At 67.8% G+C, this 20,157-nt stretch carries 17 protein-coding genes; 5 read left to right on the top strand and 12 right to left on the bottom strand.

Translation table 11 applies throughout. The annotated features are described in order from the left end of the window. Positions 1–8: 8 nt before the first annotated feature. The 4 genes from D619_RS17145 to D619_RS0104845 are packed head-to-tail and all read right to left on the bottom strand — an operon-like array spanning position 9 to position 4,817. Positions 9–1,292, bottom strand: coding sequence for an SPOR domain-containing protein (locus D619_RS17145; RefSeq protein WP_017667447.1), 1,284 nt, complete (start codon positions 1,290–1,292; stop codon positions 9–11). Then, entirely contained in the window at positions 1,289–2,521 is a 1,233-nt protein-coding gene (gene pyrC / locus D619_RS0104855) for a dihydroorotase (protein ID WP_017667446.1), read from the bottom strand. Before pyrC ends, D619_RS17145 begins: the two co-directional genes overlap by 4 nt. Then, positions 2,518–3,507 (bottom strand): aspartate carbamoyltransferase catalytic subunit, encoded by a 990-nt coding sequence (locus tag D619_RS0104850; protein WP_051033455.1) that lies wholly within the window; start codon positions 3,505–3,507, stop codon positions 2,518–2,520. The genes pyrC and D619_RS0104850 overlap by 4 nt, the downstream gene beginning before the upstream one ends. A gap of 41 nt (positions 3,508–3,548) precedes the next feature. Then, positions 3,549–4,817 carry a DUF4010 domain-containing protein gene (locus D619_RS0104845; protein WP_017667444.1) on the bottom strand — a complete coding sequence of 423 codons (1,269 nt, stop codon included), beginning with the start codon at positions 4,815–4,817 and terminating at the stop codon, positions 3,549–3,551. Positions 4,818–4,879: 62 nt separating this feature from the next. On the opposite strand from D619_RS0104845, the gene D619_RS15605 reads away from it, so the two are divergent. From D619_RS15605 to D619_RS0104830, 3 genes are all read left to right on the top strand, one after another. Then, positions 4,880–5,680, top strand: a complete 801-nt coding sequence (locus D619_RS15605; protein ID WP_017667443.1) for a glycosyltransferase family 2 protein — start codon at positions 4,880–4,882, stop codon at positions 5,678–5,680. Between the two features lie 43 nt (positions 5,681–5,723). Beyond that, positions 5,724–7,028 carry an ectonucleotide pyrophosphatase/phosphodiesterase gene (locus D619_RS0104835; protein WP_017667442.1) on the top strand — a complete coding sequence of 435 codons (1,305 nt, stop codon included), beginning with the start codon at positions 5,724–5,726 and terminating at the stop codon, positions 7,026–7,028. A 71-nt stretch (positions 7,029–7,099) separates the two neighbouring features. Beyond that, on the top strand, positions 7,100–8,308 hold the full coding sequence (locus tag D619_RS0104830) for an acyl-CoA dehydrogenase family protein (protein ID WP_017667441.1): 1,209 nt from the start codon (positions 7,100–7,102) through the stop codon (positions 8,306–8,308). Between the two features lie 4 nt (positions 8,309–8,312). Here the strand turns inward: D619_RS0104830 and D619_RS0104825 are convergent, their stop codons facing one another. From D619_RS0104825 to D619_RS0104810, 4 genes are all read right to left on the bottom strand, one after another. Beyond that, the gene (locus D619_RS0104825) at positions 8,313–10,373 is read right to left on the bottom strand and encodes an alpha-galactosidase (RefSeq protein WP_017667440.1); all 2,061 of its coding nucleotides are present in this window, start codon (positions 10,371–10,373) and stop codon (positions 8,313–8,315) included. 30 nt (positions 10,374–10,403) lie between these two features. Next, complete coding sequence (locus tag D619_RS0104820) at positions 10,404–10,724, bottom strand: hypothetical protein (protein WP_026090725.1); 321 nt, start codon at positions 10,722–10,724, stop codon at positions 10,404–10,406. Positions 10,725–10,787: 63 nt separating this feature from the next. Continuing rightward, positions 10,788–11,573, bottom strand: a complete 786-nt coding sequence (locus D619_RS0104815; protein WP_033372977.1) for an enoyl-CoA hydratase/isomerase family protein — start codon at positions 11,571–11,573, stop codon at positions 10,788–10,790. Positions 11,574–11,575: 2 nt separating this feature from the next. Continuing rightward, on the bottom strand, positions 11,576–12,919 hold the full coding sequence (locus tag D619_RS0104810; protein ID WP_017667437.1) for an L-serine ammonia-lyase: 1,344 nt from the start codon (positions 12,917–12,919) through the stop codon (positions 11,576–11,578). A gap of 118 nt (positions 12,920–13,037) precedes the next feature. Here D619_RS0104810 and D619_RS17555 point away from each other — a divergent pair, with 118 nt between their 5' ends. Both D619_RS17555 and D619_RS0104800 read left to right on the top strand, forming a co-directional pair. Continuing rightward, positions 13,038–14,924 (top strand): acyl-CoA dehydrogenase family protein, encoded by a 1,887-nt coding sequence (locus D619_RS17555; protein ID WP_017667436.1) that lies wholly within the window; start codon positions 13,038–13,040, stop codon positions 14,922–14,924. 204 nt (positions 14,925–15,128) lie between these two features. Beyond that, positions 15,129–15,929 (top strand): crotonase/enoyl-CoA hydratase family protein, encoded by an 801-nt coding sequence (locus D619_RS0104800; RefSeq protein WP_017667435.1) that lies wholly within the window; start codon positions 15,129–15,131, stop codon positions 15,927–15,929. On the opposite strand, the gene D619_RS0104795 is transcribed toward D619_RS0104800, so the two are convergent. The 4 genes from D619_RS0104795 to D619_RS0104780 form a co-directional block, all read right to left on the bottom strand. Continuing rightward, the gene (locus D619_RS0104795) at positions 15,916–16,317 is read right to left on the bottom strand and encodes a hypothetical protein (protein ID WP_152417305.1); all 402 of its coding nucleotides are present in this window, start codon (positions 16,315–16,317) and stop codon (positions 15,916–15,918) included. The two genes, D619_RS0104800 and D619_RS0104795, sit on opposite strands and share 14 nt — an antisense overlap. A gap of 65 nt (positions 16,318–16,382) precedes the next feature. Further along, positions 16,383–17,558 (bottom strand): CoA transferase, encoded by a 1,176-nt coding sequence (locus tag D619_RS0104790; RefSeq protein WP_081587055.1) that lies wholly within the window; start codon positions 17,556–17,558, stop codon positions 16,383–16,385. A gap of 254 nt (positions 17,559–17,812) precedes the next feature. Continuing rightward, the gene (locus D619_RS0104785; protein WP_017667432.1) at positions 17,813–19,009 is read right to left on the bottom strand and encodes an acetyl-CoA C-acetyltransferase; all 1,197 of its coding nucleotides are present in this window, start codon (positions 19,007–19,009) and stop codon (positions 17,813–17,815) included. Then, positions 19,009–20,154 (bottom strand): acyl-CoA dehydrogenase family protein, encoded by a 1,146-nt coding sequence (locus tag D619_RS0104780; protein ID WP_017667431.1) that lies wholly within the window; start codon positions 20,152–20,154, stop codon positions 19,009–19,011. Before D619_RS0104780 ends, D619_RS0104785 begins: the two co-directional genes overlap by 1 nt. Positions 20,155–20,157: the final 3 nt, after the last annotated feature.

Genomic DNA, 20,157 nt, shown 5'->3' with positions numbered 1-20,157 from the left:
CGGCGCGCTCAATCGATATTGAGCGCGAAGCAGCCGTTCTTGCCGATTTCCAGCGTCTTGCAGCCGTCGCGGGCTTCGTCGCGGGTGGGGAATGGGCCAACCTGCAGGCGATAGTTGCCGCCGAACTTGCCGATCACCGGGCGCAGGCCCCTGGTTGCCTTCCTGTTGCTGGCGGCGAGCTTGGTCCAGGCCTGCATGGCGGATTTCTGGTTGGGGTAGGTGCCGAGCTGGATGCGCCAGCCGGTCTCCCTTGCGGCTTCGGCGGCCTTCTGGGCGGCCAGTTTCCTTTCGGCGGCGCGCTTGTCGGCCGCGCGTTTCTCGGCGGCGGCTTCGGCGGCGGCCTGTTTTTCGGCCGCGGCGTCGGCGGTGCGACTGGGCCGGGCGGCGGGCGGTGCAAGCGGGGGCGTGCTGGCGGCCGGGCCGGGTTGGCGCCCTGGCGCGTCGGCGGCGGGCGCGTCCTGTTCTTCTTCGGTGTCGCCTTCGCCGGCATCGCCAGCCGCGGCTTTCAGGGCGGCAGCGTTGAGGGCGGCGGTGCTGGTGCCGGATGCGGGTGCGGCCGCAGCGGCGCTGGCGACCACGATCGCCGGCGGCGGCGTGGTGACGGCCATCATCGGCGGCGGCTGGATGCCGGGCTGGAACTGGGCGGGCACGCCGCTGCCATTGGCCAGCGCGGTGGCAATCTGCCAGCCATTGGCGCGATCAAGCGGCTGGATCACCTGCGAAAGTTCGTTCAGCGCCTTGGTGGCTTCGGGCAGGCCTTGCGCGGCGGCGCGCACAAGATAGGCATAGGCCAGCGGCAGCGATTTCGCGGCGCCGTCGCCATTCCAGTGCACGATGCCCAGCACATATTGGGCGCGCATTTCGCCCTTGTCGGCAGCAGCCTTCAGCCAGCGGACGGCTTCGGCCTTTTCGGTGGCCTGGAACAGCAATATGCCCAGATTGGCCTGGGCCGGCAGATGGCCCTTCACGGCGGCGCGGCGATACCAATCCTGGGCGATGGCCTTGTCCTGGGCAACGCCGCGACCGAGTTTATAGGCCTGGCCCATGTTGAACATGGCATCGGCATCGCCATCCTGCGCGAACGGCTGCCACATCGAAACGGCGGCATCCCATTTGCTGGCGCGCCACAGTTCCACGCCCTGGCGTACGGATGGCGGCGGCGGCGTGGCGCGGGCCGGGGCGGCGGCCGCAGGGCGGCTGGCACGGCCCTTCTTGCCCTTCTTCTTGCGGGCGGCGAGCGCCGGATCGCCGGCCACCAGGGCCAGCACCAGCAGTGCGCCAATAGCCTTCAAACCCGCCAAACCACATCTCCGCCCTTGATTGTCATGCGCACGATACCGGCGGTTGGCACACCATCAAATGGCGTATTGCCGGCGCCGTGAAACTTTCGTCCGTCGATACGCCAGGGCGCGGCTTCATCAAAGACCATGAGGTCCGCCGGTGCGCCGAGTTGCAGCGTTCCGGCGATGAGCCCAAAGCGGCGGGCCGGATTGAGGCTGAGCATGGCCACCAGGCGCGGCAAATCGATCACCCCGTCGCGCACCAGCCCAAGCCCCAGTGCCAACAGGGTTTCGGCGCCAGCCATGCCGGCCCGGGCATCGGCGAAGGGTTGGCGCTTGTCTTCCTGGCTTTGCGGGTCGTGGCCGGAGGACAGGATGGTGATGATCCCGGCGCGCACACCTTCGATGGCGGCCAGCCGATCGCGCTCGTCGCGCAGCGGCGGCGACAGGCGGGCAAAGCTGCGGAAGCCCGATACGGCCATGTCGTTGAGATAGAGGTGCGCGGGCGTGATGCCGGCCGTCACATTCACACCCCTCGCCTGCGCGGCGGCGATGGCGGCAAGGCCTTCGGCGGTGGTGACCTGGCGAATGTGCAGCGCGGCGCCCGTCGCTTCGGCAAGGCGGCAATCGCGGCTGATGGCCAGCGCTTCGGCAAAGGCCGGCGCAGCGGCGAGGCCCAGCCGGGTTGCATATTCGCCCGCCGTGGCAACGGCACCGGCGGTGAGCGCGGAGTCTTCGGCGTGGCTCACCACCGTCAGGCCATGGCCATGGGCATAGGCGAGCAGCCTGTGCATGACGCGCGCGTTTGCAATGGCGTGACGGCCGGTGGCGACACCCACGGCACCGGCGGCCTTGGCCAGGCCGATTTCCGCCAGTTCCTCACCCTTCAGTCCGCGCGTGGCGGCAGCGAGCGGGTGCACCCACACGTCGGGCTTGCCCGATCCTTGCGCATAGGCGACCAGCGCCGGCTCATCCAGGGGCGGTGACTGATCGGGCATCAGCACCATGCGGGTGATGCCGCCCGCGTTGGCCGCAGCGGTATCGGCCTTGAACACGCCGGCATCGATGATCCCCGGCGCCACCACCAGCCCGCTGGCATCGATCACCGTGGCGTCCGACGGCGGCTCAACCGGCCCGATGCCGGCAACCTTGCGGTCCTTCAGCAATATGGTGGCGATGCCGTCGTGCCCGGTCGCCGGGCAGATGATCCGGCCACCGGTGAGGGCGATGGGGCCGTTCATGCCCAACCCTCGATGCCGCGCCGCCGCCGCGTCAGCACATCAAGGCAGGCCATGCGCACGGCCACGCCCATCTCCACCTGTTCGGTGACAGCACTTCTCGCGATATCGTCGGCAATGGCGCCATCAATCTCCACGCCGCGGTTCATCGGGCCGGGATGCATCACCAGCACATCGGGCGCGGCCTTGGCCAACCGCGCCTCGGTAAGACCGTAGAAGCGGAAATATTCGCGCGGGGATGGCACATAGGCGCCCTCCATCCGCTCGGTCTGCAGGCGCAGCATCATCACCACGTCTGCCCCGGCAAGGCCGGCATCCATGTCGGTGAAGCTTTCCACCGCATAGCCATCAAGGCCGTCGGGCAGCAGCGTGGCCGGCGCGACGGCGCGCACTTCGGCGCCCAGGCTGGCCAGCAGCTGGAAATTGGATCGGGCGACCCGGCTGTGCAATATGTCGCCGCAGATCGCCACTTTCAGCCCGGCGATGCGCCCCTTGCGGCGGCGGATGGTGAGCGCGTCGACAAGCGCCTGGGTCGGGTGTTCGTGGCGGCCATCACCGCCATTCAACACCGGGCAATCGACCTTTTCCGAAATCAGCTGCACCGCGCCCGACGCGGCATGGCGGATGACGATCATGTCCGGGTGCATGGCATTGAGCGTCAGCGCGGTATCAAGCAGCGTCTCGCCTTTCTTCACGCTGGAGCCGGCGACCCCCATGTTGACGACATCGGCCCCCAGCCGCTTGCCGGCGATTTCAAAGCTCAGCAGCGTGCGGGTGGAGTTTTCAAAGAAGGCGTTGATCTGGGTCAGGCCCCGCAACCGCTCATCATGCTTGGCGGCACGCGCGCGGTTCATTTCCACCCATTGTTCGGCTTCATCCAGCAGGAAGGCAATTTCCCACGGTTTCAGATGGGCGATGCCAAGCAGATGGTCGTGCGGAAACGGGTGCGCACCGTCTGCCAAGGCTGGATGGGAGGGAGTGCGCGCCATGAGGCCCACCCCTAATGGCAGGGGGCCTGCCAATCAACCCATCACGGCAGCAGCGCCGGCACCACCAGCGCATAGCCGGCCAGCATCGCCAGCGCCGCCAGCGCCAGCGACAGCCCGGCCCGGCCGCCGGGCCGACCGGCGGTGACCAGCACCACGCCCAGTTTCAGCAGCGTGTTGAGCAGCACCGGTAGCGCAAGGATCGCCCCGGCAAGATCGGGCGCGATGCTGCCGCGCGGCAACGCCCGCAGCGCGACAATGGCGGCATCCACATCCATCGCGCCGGCCAGCGCCAGGGTGAAGGCCACACCCCGATCACCATAGCGCGCCTGCATCCAGTGCACGACCAGTTGCACCAGCGCCACCAGCAGCGCAAAGCCCAGCGCCGGCAGCAGCGCAAAGGGATTGCCACTGGGCGCTGCGCCGGCCGGGGCCGCGGCCGCCCGCCGGGCCAGCAGCCAGGCCAGGCCCAGCGCCACCAGCGCCGCCGGCCCCACCACCCTGGCAAAGCCCAGGAACGCCATCGGCACCAGCAGCGCCACCAGCAGGCTGACGCGGGCGAACATCACGACACTGGCAATGGCAATGCCGGCGGCCAGTCGCGGACGGCTGTCCGCTTCTGGCCCGATGCGCTGGGCCAGGGCCGCCGTGACCGCCGTGCTGCTGTAGATGGCCCCCACCGCCGCCGTGACCAGCAGCCCCCTGCCCGGCCCAACCCTTGAATCCAGCCGCCGGCCCAGCGCATAGCCGGCAAAACCGATCGCGCACACCACCACCACCACCAGCCACAGTTCACGCGGGTTCCAGGCGTTCATCGGCCCCATGGCGCGATCCGGCAGCACCGGCCACAGCGCTCCGGCGATCACGGCAAACAGCACGACCGCGTGGAAATCGGCTTCGGACAGCCCTTCGATCCAGGCATGGAGTCGTTGCCGCTGCGCCAACAGGAAGGCGGTGACCACCGCCAGCGCCAGCGCCGGCACCGGCAGGCCATGCCCGGCAAGCCAGCCCAGGCCCAGTGTGACCAGCGCGGCGGCTTCGGTGGTGGCGCTGGGGGATTTGTCGCGCCGATAGCCGATGATCACCAGCGCACAGCCAGCCAGAAGCAACACGGCGGAAACCGCCCAGCCGGCCGCGGCATCGGCGACAAAGCCGGCCAGCCCGCCGATCAGGCCGAACAGGCCAAAGGTGCGCAGGCCCGCCACCCGGCTGCCGGGCCGGGCGGTGCGCTGCTGCCAGCCGCGCTCCAGCCCGATCAGCAGGCCAATGGCCAGCGGCATCACCAGCCGCGCCAGATCGGCATTTTCCAGCATCGCCCGCCAGCGTGGCGGTGCAGCGCTTGCCGGTCAAGCAGGCGCGCCGTAAGGCAAGGGCCATGCAAGCCGCGTTCCGCCCCAAATGGGTTATCGTCATCGCCTTCTACAACGAGGCGAACTATATCGCGCCCACCGTGCAATGTGCGCTGACGCAGGATCGCGACGACATCTGCCTCGTGTGTGTGGACAATGCCTCCACCGATGCCAGCCCGCAGATCGTCGCCGATGCGATCAAGGGCAATCCGCGCGCCATATTGGTCACCGAAACCAACCAGGGCCATACGTTTGCCTTGCGCCGCGGCCTCGCCATCGCGCAGGAACTCGGCGCCGAAAACATCGCCTTCTGGGATGCCGACACCTTCTACCCGCCGCACTATATCAGCCGGGCTGACGAACTGCTGGGGAAGGATCCGGGCGTCGTGGGCGTCCAGGCGTTCGACATCTATGGCCCCTACGACAGTTTGAAGAACCGCATCGTCCGCCATCGCATGGCGCTCACCGCCAGCCTGCTCACCGGCCAGGGCCACACCGGCACCTTCGGCCAGTGTTTCCGTATCGCGCCGCTGGTCGCCTGCGGTGGCCCCAAGAGCGATGCGTGGCCGTTCGTGCTGTACGACCATGAACTGATCCACCGCATCCTGAAACAGGGCCGGCTCACCCACGCTGCCGATCATGTCTGCTGGCCCGCGCCGCGCCGGCAGGTGAAGGGCCATGTGCGCTGGAATCTGGTCGAACGGCTGACCTATGCGCTCACCCCCTATGCAGTGAAGGACTGGTTCTTCTACGCCTTCCTCGCGCCCCGGCTGCGCGCCCGCGGCATGTTCGAAGCGGGCCTGCGCGTGCGCGACTGGGAACAATGACTGTCACGTGCGCGCAACATCGGCGCGGCATGGGCAGTACATCATGACGCTCCGCACCCTGATCGCCGCCGCCCTGCTGGCGGCCCCTGCCAGCGCCGCGCCGGTGCTGATGATCGCCATCGATGGCCTGCGCCCGCAGGAATGGCAACGGCGCGACAATGGCCTGGCGCTGCCGGCGCTGCGCGGATTGGCGGCGGCCGGCAGCAGCGCGGCGGTGACAGGCGTGCTGCCCACCGTCACCTACCCCAGCCACACCACGCTGATCACCGGAGCCGCCCCGCGCCGCCACGGCATTGCCGACAATCTCACCTTCGATCCGCTGCGCCAGAACGCCGAGGGCTGGTACTGGTATGCCAGCGACATCAAGGCCGACACACTGTGGCAGGCGGCCAGCCGCGCCGGGCGCTCGGTGCTCAACGTGCATTGGCCGGTCAGCGTGGGCGCCGCCGGCATCACCGCCAACCTGCCGCAATATTGGCGCACCGGCATGCCCGATGACGACAAGTTGCAGGCGCTCCTCAACACGCCGGGCCTGCCGCTGGCCGAAGCCGGCCCCTACCCCACCGGCAAGGACGAGACCATCGCCGGCGACGAGGGCCGCACCGCCCAGGCCGTTGCGCTCATCCAGCGGCTGAAGCCCGATTTCAGCACGGTCTACCTGACCGGGCTTGACCATGAGCAGCATGAATTCGGCCCGGATTCACCCGCCGCCCGCGCCGTGCTGGAGCGGATCGACGCCGCCGTGGGCCGGCTGGTGGCCGCCGCGCGCGCCGTCGATCCGGCGACCACCATCGTCATCGTTTCCGATCACGGCTTTGCGCCGACGACGCGCACCACCAACCTGTTCGTGCCCTTCATCAAGGCCGGGCTGATCCGGCTGTCTGCCGATGGCCAGTCCATCGCCGGCTGGGACGCGATCCCGTGGACGGCCGGCGGCAGCGCCGCCATCGTGCTGGCCCGGCCCGACGATGCCGCGCTGAAGGCGCGCGTTGCCGCCGTGCTGGCGCAGACCGCCGCCGATCCTGCCGCCGGCATCGACCGCGTGCTGGACAGCGCCGCCATCGCCACCGCGGGCGGCACCGCCGATGCCGCCTTCTGGGTGAACTGCAAGACGGGCTGGACGATGGGCGACGCGCTGGGCGGCGGACAGGGCGAGCCCACCGCAACCAAGGGCATGCACGGCTATTTCCCCGACGTGCCGGCGATGCGCGCCAGCCTGATCGCCAGCGGCCCCGGCATCGCCGCCGGGCGCGACCTGGGCGTGATCGACATGCGCAGCATTGCGCCGGCGGTCGCCGCCCGGCTGGGCGCGGCGCTGAAGGACGCGGAGAAGCCAGCCGCCTTCTGACCCGCCTCCCCAAAAGCGGCGGTTTCACCCCATGCCCACAAAGGCCAAGGTGAACGGCAGGGAGACACGCGATGCAATTGGCCTGGAGCGCTGACGATCTGGCTTTCCGTGACGAGGTGCGGGCGTTCCTCGCCGCCGAGCTGACGCCCGAACTCAAGCTGGCTGCGGCAGGCATGACCAGCGTCTATGCGCCGCCGGATGTGGCGCTGGCCTGGCAGAAGAAACTCCACGCGCGCGGCTGGGTGGCGCCATCATGGCCGGTGGCGGCCGGCGGCTGCGACTGGTCGGTGGCGAAGCGCTACATCTTCGCCCGCGAGACCACCGAAGCCGGCGCGCCGCCGCTGTCCCCCATGGGGCTGGGCATGTGCGGGCCGGTGCTGCTGCACTATGGCACCGAGGAACAGAAGCGCCGTTTCCTGCCGCCCATGCTGGCTGGCGATGAATTCTGGTGCCAGGGCTATTCGGAACCGAATTCGGGATCAGACCTCGCTTCGCTGCAGATGAAGGCGGAGCGCGATGGCGATCACTTCATCTGCACCGGCCGCAAGATCTGGACGACGCACGCCCATTATGCCGATTGGATCTTCTGCCTGGTGCGCACCACAAGGCTGGAAAAGCCGCAGCTGGGCATCACCTTCCTGCTCATTGACATGAAGACGCCGGGCGTTTCCGTGCGCCCCATCGTCTCGCTGTCGGGTGAGCATGTGCAGAACGAAGTGATCTTCGATGAAGTGCGGGTGCCGGTGGCCAATGTCGTCGGCCGCATCGATGATGGCTGGACGGTGGCCAAGTACCTCATGGAGTTCGAACGCGGCGGCCACGCCTATGCGCCGAGCCTGGTGAAGCGGGTCGATACGCTGGTCGTGCATCTGGCCGAAACCGGCCAGGCGATGCCGGGGCGCATTGCCGCCTTGCGCACCGAGATCGAGGCACTGGATGCGCTGGAACTGCAATTCAACGCCGGCCTGTCCAATGGTGCCGCGCCGGGGCCGATGGCCAGCGCGCTGAAGATTTTGGGCACCGAATTGAGCCAGCGCCTGACCGAGCTGGAAGTGGAAGCCGCCCTGCCCTGGGTGGAAGCCTATCAGCCGCACCTCACCCTGCCCGGCGGCCCGGTCCCCGGCTTCACCGCGCCCGCCGATGGCCTGGGCGTCGGCCCGGCGTGGGCGGCCAAGGCGTTGCCGAAATATCTCAACGACCGCGCCGGCTCCATCTATGCCGGCACCAACGAGATCCAGCGCGGCATCCTCTGGCAATATCTGGCGCGGCGGAACAGCTGAGCCGTCACGCCTTCAGGTGAAACACCGCCACGCTTTCGGCCAGCAGCGGTGGCATTGGCAGGCCGGCATGGGCCAGCCAATCGGCCGGGAAACGCACCCCTTCGCCTGACAGCGCGGCCCGCAGTTCCGGTTCGCCAAAGCCCCGGTGCGGCGTGCTGCCGGCACGGGCGAGCAGTCGGGCGTGGACGGGGCCAGCGCCGGCCAGGAACGGCAGCAACAGTGGCTGCGGCCGACGATCCTGCGGTGGCGCGATGCGGGTGACAAGCACCAGCCAATCGGCACCATCACCGCTGGCCTGCCACAGCAATCCGTCAGGCCCCTCGCCCATCACCAGCGTCTGACCGTGCAGCAGATGACGCCACTGCTTGTGGAAGGCGATCCAGCCGGCCAGTTCGGCGCGCTCGGTTTCGGGCAGCTTCGCCGGGTCCAGCTCAACCCCGAAATGGCCGGGCAGCGCCACGCCGGCGCGGAAGCCCAGCGTCTGGCGGCGGCCGGTGGCGTGGGCCGGGCTGGCGCCGACATGCGTGCCCATCACCTCGGGCGGGAAGAAGGCCTGGAATCCGCGCTGGATGGTCACGCGCGACACGGCATCAAGATTGTCGCTGGTCCAGAAACGGTGGGTGAACTGGGCAATGCCGGCATCGATCCGCCCACCGCCGCCGGCACAGCTTTCGATTTCCACATTCGGATGCGCCGCGCGCAGGCGGGCGAGCAGGCGGTAGAGGCCCTGCACCTGACCGATGCCGCCCGGCGGCGCCAGATCGCGATTGTGATCCCATTTCAGATAGGCAATCGGCACCTCACGCAGCAGCGTGTCGAGCGCGGTGAAGAGATAATCCTCGACCACGGGCAACGACAGGTTCAACACCAGCTGGTTACGCGCCGTGGGCTGCGGCGCACCCGGCACATGCAGCGCCCAATCGGGGTGCGCGCGGTACAGATCAGAGTCGGGATTGACCATTTCCGGTTCGACCCACAGGCCGAATTCGAGGCCCAGCGCGTTCACGGCATCGGCCAGCGGCTTCAGCCCATCAGGATATTTGGCCGGATCGGCCGTCCAGTCGCCCAGCCCGGCACGGTCATGATTGCGGCCGAGGAACCAGCCATCATCAAGGATGAAGCGCTCCGCCCCGATGGCCGCTGCCGCCTGCGCCAGTTCGAGGATGCGGGCCTGATCGTGGCCGAAATAGCAGGCCTCCCAGCTGTTCAAGTGCACCGGGCGCGGGCGCATTGTCCCTGAGGGCCAATCCAGCCGCGCTCGCACCAGGCCATGCATCTGCTGCATCGCGCCGTTGCGGCCCTGCCCGCTGATCGCCAGCAAAAGCGGCGGCGCAGCAAAGCGTTGACCGGGTTGCAGGGTAAAGCCATCTGCCATGCCCGCCGACAGCAAATACCGGCCCTCGTCATCGCGCTCCACCGCCAGCGCAGCATCGCCCGACCACGCCAGTTGCGCCGCCAGCACAAGGCCCTGATCCCAGCCGGCGCACTGCCCCAGCAGATAGAGGCCGGGCGGGCCGCCATGGCCGGGCAGACCGCGCCGGCTCTCCCGCCGCCACTGGTGGGCGGGCAGCGGCTCCACGCATTCCACGAATTCGGCGGCATGGCGGCCGCGCCAGCTGAGGATGCGGTCCAGCCCGGCGGGCAGCGGCAGCAACGCACCGGCCAGATGATCGATCGCGATCGGCACCGGGCCATCATTGCCCAGCGTGGCGCTGATCTCGAAGCCGCCGTGCACGGCGCGAAATCCTTGTTCGAGGATCAGCCCGGTATCGGCATCGGTCACTGTCACGCGCAGCGTATCCGCATCCGCTGCGACATCGGTCACCGCCCAGCGCAGCACCTGCCCCGCGATTCCCACCGCCAGCGGCCCGAACCAGCCGAGGCCGGGCGCGCTGGCAAAGGGCACGTCTGCATCAAGGCTGAAGGTCGCCGCGCCGCGCGTGCTGGCCAGCGGCGGCAGGCCTTCCACATCCAACTTCAGACCCAGGTGCCGCCACAGCAGCGCATTGCCTGACTGTTCAAGGACCAGACTGGCTTCGGGGCTGTGCAGGGCAAAAATCGTCACCGCGCCAGATTGGCGGCGTGGCGGCGCGCGTCAACCCACCAGCAACGTGCGCACGTCCTTGCAGCGGAAACTCTGCACGAACAGATAGACGGACAGGAACATCGCACCGCCCAGAAAGGCCACCACAGCCAGCGCCAGCCCGGCCGGCGTGCCCCGGTGTCGCCAGCCGACATACAGGCCCGACAGGGTGAGCATGAACAGGAAATCCAGGTTGAACTGCCCCTGCCAGCCGCCGCCGGCAATCGCCCCGAAAAAGGCCGGGAACAGGTTGGGTTCCGCCAGCAACACCGGCGCGGTGTAGACGCTCAGGCTGGCAAAGATGACGACGCAGAGCAGGCGGATGAGCAGCATGAAGATTTCCCCGTGATGGCTCAGCATCAGGCGCGGAGGGAGGTGTGGCAATTACCAACGAAGTCAATTTCCCGTGAAATTGCCGGCGCGCTTCTCCCGAAACGCCGCCAGCGCCTCGGCAAAATCCGCGCCTTGTGTCGCCAGCAGCCATTGATCGGCATCGGCGTGCAGCACGGCGGCGTGGAGCGCGCCCGACACGGCATTGATGCTGCGCTTGATCATCTGCACGGCCAGTGGCGGCAGCGCGGCATATTCGGCGGCCAGCGCCAGCGCGCGGGCATCCTCAGTGCCGGCCGGCACGATCGCGTCGATCAGGCCCCAGCGCTCCAGCGTCTCCGCGTCAAACAGCGCGCCCGTCATCACCATGCGCTTGGCCCGCGCCGGGCCAACCAGCTCAATCAGCGGCCCCAGCGCGTTCCACATCAGGTTGATGCCGATCTTCACCTCGCCATAACCGAGCCGCGCGCCGGCCGCCGCGATGCGGAAATCGCAGGCGGTGGCGATGCAGGTGGCGCCGCCCGTGGCCACGCCCTTGAGCGCGCAGATGGTCGGCTGATCAATGCCCTGCACCGCCCGCATCACCCGCGCGCCCAGCTGCGCCGCCCGCCGCGCTTCCGCCAGCGCCGCCGGGTTGGCAAGCCGGCCTTCCATCTCGCCGATATCGGCCCCCACCGAAAAATCCGTCCCCTCCCCGCGCAGCACCACGGCGCGGACATCGCCGGCGCCCCGTAGGCTGTCAGCCAGCCGTTCCAGTTCGGCCAGCATCGTCTGGCTCAGCGCATTGCGCTTTTCCGGGCGATTGAGAGTGATGGTGGCGATGTGATCGGCAACGGACAGCGTGACGCTCATCTTCAGCACTCCACCACGTTGACGGCCAGGCCCCCTTGGCTCGTCTCCTTGTATTTGTGGCTCATGTCGATACCGGTCTGGCGCATCGTCTCGATCACCTGGTCGAGGCTCACGCGGCTCAGCCCCGTTCGATGCAGCGCCAGCCGGGCGGCGTTGGCGGCCTTCACCGCGCCGATGGCGTTCCTTTCAATGCAGGGGATCTGCACCAGCCCGCCAACGGGATCGCAGGTCAGGCCAAGATTATGCTCCATGCCGATTTCGGCGGCGTTGGCGACTTGGGTGGGCGTGGCATTCCACACCGCCGCCAGCCCCGCCGCCGCCATCGAGCAGGCCACCCCGACTTCGCCCTGGCAGCCCATTTCAGCGCCGGAGATCGAGGCGCGCTGCTTGTAGAGCAGGCCGATGGCGCCCGCCGTGGCCAGAAAGCGCCGGCGTTGCTCCGCCCCTTCGCAATAATGCTTCATCACGGCGGGCAGGATGCCGGCCGCGCCATTGGTGGGCGCTGTCACCACCTGGCCACCGGCGGCATTTTCCTCGTTCACCGCCATGGCATAGACGTTGAGCCAGTCGAACAGCCGCTCCGGCTCATTGGCGCTGCGGCCCTGCTGCAACTGCTGCCATAGCGCCGGCGCGCGCCGTTCCACCTTCAGGCCGCCGGGCAATATGCCGTGGGTGTGCAGCCCGCGTTCGATGCAGGCCAGCATGACGGCCGCGACATGATCGAGGCCGGCGATGGTCTCGCTGCGCGGGCGAACAGCGTCTTCATTGGCCAGCACGATGGTTTCGAGGCTCTGGCCGGTGGCTTCGGCAATGGTCAGCAGTTCGGCCGCGCTGCCGAAAGGGTGCGGCACCGCATGGCCGGTCGCCACCTGATCGGCCGGCGCAGCCTGTTCCAGTTGGCGGCGGCTGGCGATGAAACCGCCGCCGGTGGAGAACCACTCCTCTTTGGCCAGCACCGCATCGCCCGCCACCACCGCCAGCCGCATGGCATTGGGGTGGAGCAGATCGCGGGTCTCGTAATCGAGGCGGATATCGGTGGCGGGATCAAAGGCAAGGCTACTCAGCTGCCGCCTCTGCTCCAGCGCAGCCAGATCGCGCTCGGCCTGCGCCGCATCGAACGTCTCCGGCGCATGGCCCAGCAGCCCCAGCGTCACCGCGCGCAATGTGCCGTGGCCATGGCCCGTGAAGGCGAGGCTGCCTTGCAGCGTCACCACCACCCGCGCGCCTTCCGGCCAGCGCCGCCGCGCCAGCTGTTGGCCATAGCGCAGGGCGATGCGCATCGGCCCCACCGTGTGCGAGCTGGATGGGCCAACACCCACACGAAACATGTCGAGCGCCGAAAGCATGGTGCAATCGTGGACGAGCCGGCGCAGCGGGGCAATGGGGGTCCGCAATGGCAGGCTGCAATGGCTGGCGGAAACTCCAGCCTGTGCGCAGACGAAAGCTGCGCCTAAGCTGCCCGCCATGGATGATGTGCTGATCGATCAGGTGAGCCGGCTGCTCGCGCATGAAGCGACGGACGCGCGCTTGCGCGCGGCGCGTGCAGGCGGCCGAGCGGACGGGTGGGACGCCATCACCGCCGCCGGCCTGCCACTGGCGCTGGCCAGTGAGGCGGCGGGCGGCCTGGCGCTGGATGCGGCGACCGTGCTGGCCATCGCCCGCGCGCACGGCAAGGCCGGCGCGCCGTGGCCGCTGGCCGCAGCGATGATCGACGCGGCCCCAGAGTGTCCGGCCGAATTGTGGGCGCCGGCGCTGGCCACCGCCGAGATCGCCGGCCTGTGCGAAGCCGTGCTGGCGCTGACCCTGGAGTGGACCCAGACGCGCCAGCAGTTCGGCAAGCCGCTGTCGAAGAACCAGGCGGTGCAGCACTGCCTGGCGCAGATGGCGGCGGAAACGGCGGCCGCCGGCGCCGCCGTGGGCCTGGCAGGATTGGGGCTGGCGGGTGAAAACTGGGCGCTGGTCGCGGCAGGCAAGGCCCGCGCCGGCGAAGCGGCCGGCGTGGTCGCGGCGCTGGCGCACCAGTTGCACGGCGCCATCGGCGTGACGGCGGAACATCGCCTGCACCTGTTCACGCGTGCGCTGTGGCAGCGCCGCGATGTGGCCGGCAGCGAACATGATTGGCACACACGGCTGGGCGCTGACGTGCTGGCGCGCGGCAGCCTGTGGCGGCTGGCGACGGATGAACCGCTGCTCGATCTCGCCGAACCGGCCACGGCCAGTGATCGCTTTCGCTTTCCGGTGGTGACCGAAACCGCCGCGCGCGCCGATTTGCGCAGCGACGTGCGGGATTTTCTGGCCGAGGAGCTGGCTGCCCTGCCTCCGGACGTCCGCGCCCACAGCTGGAACGGCCACAGCCCGGATTTCAGCCGCAAGCTGGGCGAACGCGGCTGGCTGGCAATGACCTGGCCGAAGGCGGTGGGCGGGCACGAGAAGAGCGCGCTCGACCGGCTGGTGGTGATCGAGGAATTGCTCGCGGCCGGCGCGCCCGTGGCGGCGCATTGGATCGCCGATCGGCAGACCGGGCCATTGTTGCTCAAGTTCGGCACGCTGGCCCAGCAGGCGGCCTATCTGCCCGCCATCGCGCGCGGCGAACTGTTTGCCTGTATCGGCATGAGCGAGCCGGGGGCGGGATCGGACCTGGCCGCGCTCACCAGCCGCGCGCAGCCGGTGGACGGCGGCTGGCGGGTGAGCGGCACGAAATTGTGGACCACCTATGCCCACAAGGCGCACGCCATGCTGCTGCTGTGCCGCACCGGAGCCGGCCAGCGCCATGAAGGGTTGAGCCAGTTGCTGGTGCCGATGGACTCCGCTGGCCTAACCGTCCGCCCGATCATCGATCTGATGGGCGAGCATCATTTCAACGAAGTGCATTTCGATGATGTGTTCGTACCCGCCGATGCGCTGGTCGGCACCGAGGGCAATGGCTGGGCCCAGGTGATGAGCGAGCTGGCCTATGAACGCTCCGGCCCCGAACGCTTCCTGTCGACGCTGGTGCTGGCCGAGGAACTGGTCGCGGCGCTGCCCGAGGATGCGGTTGCCGCCCATGCCCCCATCGGCCGGCTGGCGGCGCACCTGATGGTGCTCAGGCTGATGGCACGCGGCATGGCGGCCCTGCTGGAAGCCGGTGAAGACCCGGCACTGGAAGCCGCCATGGTGAAGGATCTGGGCGCCACTTTCGAACAGGCCATCCCCGAAATCGCCCGCAGCCTGATGCCGCTGATCCCCGATCCGCCCGCATCGCTGCTGGCCACGCTGCACGCCACGGTGCAGATCGCGCCGATGGTGAGCTTGCGCGGCGGCACCCGCGAGATATTGCGCGGCATCATCGCGCGCGGGCTGGGGGTGCGGTGATGGCCTGTCCTACACGGCCGGATCCTGTCATCATGGGATTGGCCGGGCCGCTGGCGGGTGCGGATTTCTGGCCGCTGCGCCGGTTGAAAACCCACAAGATGCGGAAAAACTGTCAAAATTGCAGACCGACAATCAGGCCGCCCTGGCCCAAGGCAGTGGCACAGACCGCCATGACCGCCACAAAGGCGGATCCGGGAGAGTGAAATGACCGAGCATGTCCTTTACGAACGCGATGGCCACATCGTTACGCTCACGCTGAACCAGCCGGAACTGCGCAACCCGGTTTCGGATGATGACATGGTGGATGCGATCCTGGCGGCGCTGGTGCGACTGGAGAATGATCCGGAAGCGCGGGTGGCGATCCTTACCGGCGCCGGCAGTGCCTTTTCCTCAGGCGGCAATCTCAAGAAGATGGCCAGCGGCGACGGGCTGGCCAGTGCGTCGCCGATCAAGACCCGCCGCAACTATCTCACCGGCATCCAGCGCCTGCCCCGGGCGTTCGCGGCGCTGGAAGTGCCGATCGTGGCGGCGGTGAATGGCCCAGCCATTGGCGCCGGCTGCGATCTGGCCTGCATGTGCGATATCCGCGTGGCGGGTGAGAGTGCGAAATTCGCCGAGAGTTTCGTCAAGCTGGGCATCATCCCCGGCGATGGCGGCGCCTGGCTGCTGCCGCACGTCGTCGGCCATGCCAAGGCCGCTGAAATGGCGCTGACCGGCGACATGGTGGACGCCGCCGAGGCGCTGCGCATCGGGCTGGTGAGCAAGGTGGTGCCCGATGCCGAACTGCTCGATGCCGCCCGTGCCTATGCGGCCCGTATTGCCGCCAACCCGCCGCAGGCCGTGCGCATGACCAGGCGACTGCTGTGGGAAGCGCGTCAGGCCAGTCTGGAAACCGTGCTGCAGCTTTCGGCGGCCATGCAGGCGCTGGCGCACACCACGGCTGACAACAAGGAGGCGATGACGGCGTTTCTGGAAAAGCGGCCGCCGAATTTCACGGGGTCGTGAAGGCCTGGCGGTGCAGACTGGCCATGCCCATCACCACCAGGACGGGCTGCATCACGAAAATGGCAAAGCCCGCTGTTGTGGCCATGCCGGTCGGCCCGGCAATCGCCTGCCACGCCACTTCCAGGCCCAGAATGACGGCGGCCAGAAACAGCGCATCGGTTGAAATGCGGTGCAGGCGCAGGCTGGTCAGGCCCCAGTCCAGCAACGTGCGCGCCAGGCAGTAGAAAATCAGCAACCAGCAGATATTGCCGGCGAGATGGCTTTCATCCCAGGCGCCGAGAAAACTGCCAAGATGGCCCTGCACCACCAGCCACAGGGCCGCCATCACCAGAAAGGCGCGCTGCACCCAGACAACGCCACCGACGTTGGTATCACGATCTTCAAACACGCTCGCCACCCGCAACTACGCATCCATTACGGGTGTTATTGTCGCTGTTTTGCGTAAAAGTCCGGTTAACTGCCCAGCCAATCGGCCAAAATACTTTGCTCGTCTTCGCCGACGCGCGGTGGCGGGCGGCGCATGGTGGCCGGTGTGGCACTCAACTTGCCGGGAAAAGCGACGCTGGGGATATGGGCGCCGTCGGCCCGCACGAAATCATGCACGACGTTGCGGGCGGCGATGAAGGGATCGGCGAACACCTCGCTCACTTTGTTCACCGGCCCGGCCGGAACCCCGGCGGCGGCCAGCCGGTCGATGAGTGGCAGGCCGGGCTCGTTTGCCACCAGCCGCTGCACTTCGGCTTCGATGGCGTCGCGGTTGATCAGGCGGGCGCGGGCGGTGACGAAGCGCGCATCCTGCGCCAGCTGCGGCACCCCCATCAGCGTGCAGAAAGCGCGGAACTGGCCATCATTGCCGATGGCGATGATGATGGTGCCATCGGCCACATCGAACGTCTTGTAGGGCACCACCGTGGGATGGCGGTTGCCCAGCCGGCCGGGATCGACGCCGCCCACCAGCCAGTTCATCGCCTGGTTGGCGAGGCAGGCAATCTGGGTGTCGAGCAGGCTGATGTCGATCTGCTGGCCCTCCCCGGTGCGCTCGGCATGGCGCAGCGCGGCGAGGATGGAGATGGTGGCATAGAGCCCGGTCGTCACATCGGCCATGGCGACCCCGGCCCGCAAGGGCTGGCCGCCCTCCTCGCCGGTGATGGCCATGAAGCCGCCCATGCCCTGCGCCACGAAATCATAACCGCCGCGCGTCGCATAAGGCCCGGTCTGCCCGAAACCCGTGACCGAACAATAGACGAGATTGGGTTTCACCACCCGCAGGCTCTCCCAATCGAGGCCATATTTCTTCAGGCCGCCCACCTTGAAATTCTCGATGACGATATCGGCCTTCATCGCCAGCTCGCGCAGAAGGGCGGCGCCAGCGGGATCGGCAAAATCCACGGCGATGCTGCGCTTGTTGCGATTGGCGGCCAGATAATAGGCGGAGGTACCGATCTCGTCCTGCCCGTCCGGCCCCTGCAGGAACGGCGGGCCCCAGGCGCGGGTATCGTCGCCTTTGCCGGGCGCTTCCACCTTCACCACATCGGCGCCCAGATCGGCCAGGATCTGCGTGCTCCACGGCCCGGCCAGTACGCGCGACAGATCAAGCACACGGATGCCGGCCAGCGCGGCGGGAGCGATCGTTTCAGTCATGATCCGGGGGTAGCCGGAAAAGGAAAACGGTGCCAGCCCGCAAGGACTGGCACCGCTCCTAGCCCCCGACCGGGGTTAGCCGTTGCTGTAGGGCGATTGCCCCGATCTGGAGGAATGTGCCGCGATCGTGACGATAAGCCCCCGGACGCGACTGACTCCCCCGAATCAAACTCAAGCCTCTGTTACCAAACTATGAAGGCTCAAGAAAGCGGAAAGAAGTTAACAACTTGGCACAGAGATGATCAGACTCTTTCGAAGATGGCGGCCAGTCCCTGACCGCCGCCGATGCACATGGTTTCCAATCCAAAGCGGGCCTTTCGCCGCTGCATTTCGTGGCACAACGAAGCCAATATGCGCCCGCCAGTTGCGCCGATGGGATGGCCAAGACTGATGCCTGAACCGTTGACGTTCAGCTTGTCGGGATCATGCCAACCCCAGCCCTTCAGCACCGCCAATACTTGCGGCGCAAAGGCTTCGTTCAATTCGACCAGATCAATATCATCCCATTTCATGCCGGTGCGCGCGAACAACCGCTCCACCGCCGGCACCGGGCCGATGCCCATGCGCGAGGGATCGCAGCCCGCTGCCGCCCAGCCATGCAGCCAGGCCATGGGTTCGAGGCCCAGCGGTTCCAGCAGTTCTTCGGCCACCACCAGGCACGCCGACGCGCCATCATTCTGCTGGCTGGCGTTGCCGGCGGTGACGACACCATCCTTCTCGATGGACTTCAGCAGCGCCAGGCTTTCCGGCGTCGCATCGGCGCGGATGCCCTCGTCGGCGGCAAAGACGGTGGGCGGGCCTTTCTTCTGCGGGATCTCCACCGGCACCAGTTCATCGGCGAACTTGCCATCGGCCCAGGCCCTGGCGGCGCGCTGGTGGCTAAGCGCCGCATAGGCGTCGCATGCCTCGCGGCTGATGCCATAATCCTTGGCCAGATTGTTGGCGGTTTCGATCATTCCGGAAATCACGCCGTAACGGCTGATCGGCTGGCTCATCACCCGGCCGCGCACCAACCGGTCGTGGAAGGTGGTGCTGCCCATGCGCGCGCCACCCCGATGATCGATGCTGTAATATTCGACCTGGCTCATGCTTTCGACACCGCCGGCCACGACGATATCGGCAGCGCCCGTCGCCACCCGCATCGATGCGTCGATCACCGCCTGCAGGCCCGATCCGCAGCGCCGGTCGAGCGAGACGCCCGGCACGGATTCCGGGAAGCCCGCAGCCAGCCAACTCCAGCGCGCCACGCACGGCGCTTCGCCATTGGGATAGCCGTGAGCGAACACCACGTCGTCCACGCGTTCCGGATCAATCTTGGTGCGCTCGACCAGCGCCTTCAGGATGATGGCGCCCAGTTCACCGGCCGGAAAGCCCGCCAGCGACCCGCCAAAACGGCCAACCCCGGTGCGAATGGGGGAAACAATTGCAGCCCGGCGCATCAGCTCTTCTCCCGCATCATGGACTTGGCGATGATCGTCTGCTGGATCTGGCTGGTGCCTTCATAGATCCTCAGCAGCCGCACATCGCGATAGAAACGCTCCACCTTGTATTCCGCCATGTAACCGGCGCCGCCGTGGATCTGCACGGCACGATCGGCGACGCGGCCGACGGCTTCCGAAGCGTGGAGTTTCAGCACCGAACATTCGCGGGCTGTCACCTCGCCCGCATCAAAGCGCGCGGCGGTGCGTTCGAGCAGGGCAGCGGTGGTCAACCGGTCTACCTCCATGTCGGCCAGCATCGCCTGCACCAGCTGGAAATCGCCGATGCGGCTGCCGAACTGCTGGCGTTCCATGGCGTAAGTCAGGCTCATGTCGATCAACCGGTCTGCCATGCCCAGTGCCACGGCGGCGATGTGGATGCGGCCACGATCGAGCACCTTCATGGCGGTGCGGAAGCCCTGGCCGGGCACGCCGCCGATGATGTTGGCAGCCGGCACAAGCACATCCTCCAGGATCACGTCGCAAGTCTTGGCACCACGCTGGCCCATCTTGCGATCGGGTTTGCCCAGCGAAATGCCGGGGCTGTCGGCCGGCACGATGAAGGCGCTGATGCCGGAAGCGCCCTTCATGTCGGGCTCGGTGCGCGCCATCAGGGTGAAGACGGTCGCGCGCGGGGCGTTGGTGATGTAACGCTTGGTGCCGTTGATCCGATAATGATCACCTTCGCGTACCGCCGAACAGCGCAAGGACGCCGCATCGGAACCCGCCCCCGGCTCGGTCAGGGCAAAGCTGGCAATGGCTTCACCGGTGGCAAAGCGAGGCAGCCATTCGGCTTTCTGCGCCTCGGTGCCATCGATCATGATGCCCTGGCTGCCGATGCCGACGGTGGTGCCGATCAGGCTGCGGAAGGTGACGCTGGCGCGGGTGAGGATGCGCACCAGCTGCGACTCCTCGCTCATGGTCAGGCCCAGCCCGCCATAGTCTTCCGGCACCGACAGGCCAAACAGGCCCATCTCCTTGAATTCATGCACGATATCAGCCGGGATATCGTCGATGTCCTCGACCATGTCCTCGGCCGGGATCAGCCGCTCCTCGACATAGCGGCTCAACTGGTCCTTCAGCAGGCCGAAGGTTTCGCTGTCCATTGC

The sequence above is a fragment of the Sandarakinorhabdus sp. AAP62 genome (assembly GCF_000331225.1).
Classification (GTDB): domain Bacteria; phylum Pseudomonadota; class Alphaproteobacteria; order Sphingomonadales; family Sphingomonadaceae; genus Sandarakinorhabdus.
The sequence above is the reverse complement of the archived record's forward strand: the minus strand, read 5'-3'. Positions and strand labels throughout refer to the sequence as shown.

Bases quoted from the DNA above. Each gene is read 5' to 3' on its own strand.
- pyrC (WP_017667446.1), bottom strand. From the start codon at position 2,521: ATGAACGGCCCCATCGCCCTCACCGGTGGCCGGATCATCTGCCCGGCG.
- D619_RS0104850 (WP_051033455.1), bottom strand. From the start codon at position 3,507: ATGGCGCGCACTCCCTCCCATCCAGCCTTGGCAGACGGTGCGCACCCG.
- D619_RS0104845 (WP_017667444.1), bottom strand. From the start codon at position 4,817: ATGCTGGAAAATGCCGATCTGGCGCGGCTGGTGATGCCGCTGGCCATT.
- D619_RS15605 (WP_017667443.1), top strand. From the start codon at position 4,880: ATGCAAGCCGCGTTCCGCCCCAAATGGGTTATCGTCATCGCCTTCTAC.
- D619_RS0104835 (WP_017667442.1), top strand. From the start codon at position 5,724: ATGACGCTCCGCACCCTGATCGCCGCCGCCCTGCTGGCGGCCCCTGCC.
- D619_RS0104830 (WP_017667441.1), top strand. From the start codon at position 7,100: ATGCAATTGGCCTGGAGCGCTGACGATCTGGCTTTCCGTGACGAGGTG.
- D619_RS0104820 (WP_026090725.1), bottom strand. From the start codon at position 10,724: ATGCTGCTCATCCGCCTGCTCTGCGTCGTCATCTTTGCCAGCCTGAGC.
- D619_RS0104815 (WP_033372977.1), bottom strand. From the start codon at position 11,573: ATGAGCGTCACGCTGTCCGTTGCCGATCACATCGCCACCATCACTCTC.
- D619_RS0104810 (WP_017667437.1), bottom strand. From the start codon at position 12,919: ATGCTTTCGGCGCTCGACATGTTTCGTGTGGGTGTTGGCCCATCCAGC.
- D619_RS17555 (WP_017667436.1), top strand. From the start codon at position 13,038: ATGGATGATGTGCTGATCGATCAGGTGAGCCGGCTGCTCGCGCATGAA.
- D619_RS0104800 (WP_017667435.1), top strand. From the start codon at position 15,129: ATGACCGAGCATGTCCTTTACGAACGCGATGGCCACATCGTTACGCTC.
- D619_RS0104785 (WP_017667432.1), bottom strand. From the start codon at position 19,009: ATGCGCCGGGCTGCAATTGTTTCCCCCATTCGCACCGGGGTTGGCCGT.
- D619_RS0104780 (WP_017667431.1), bottom strand. From the start codon at position 20,154: ATGGACAGCGAAACCTTCGGCCTGCTGAAGGACCAGTTGAGCCGCTAT.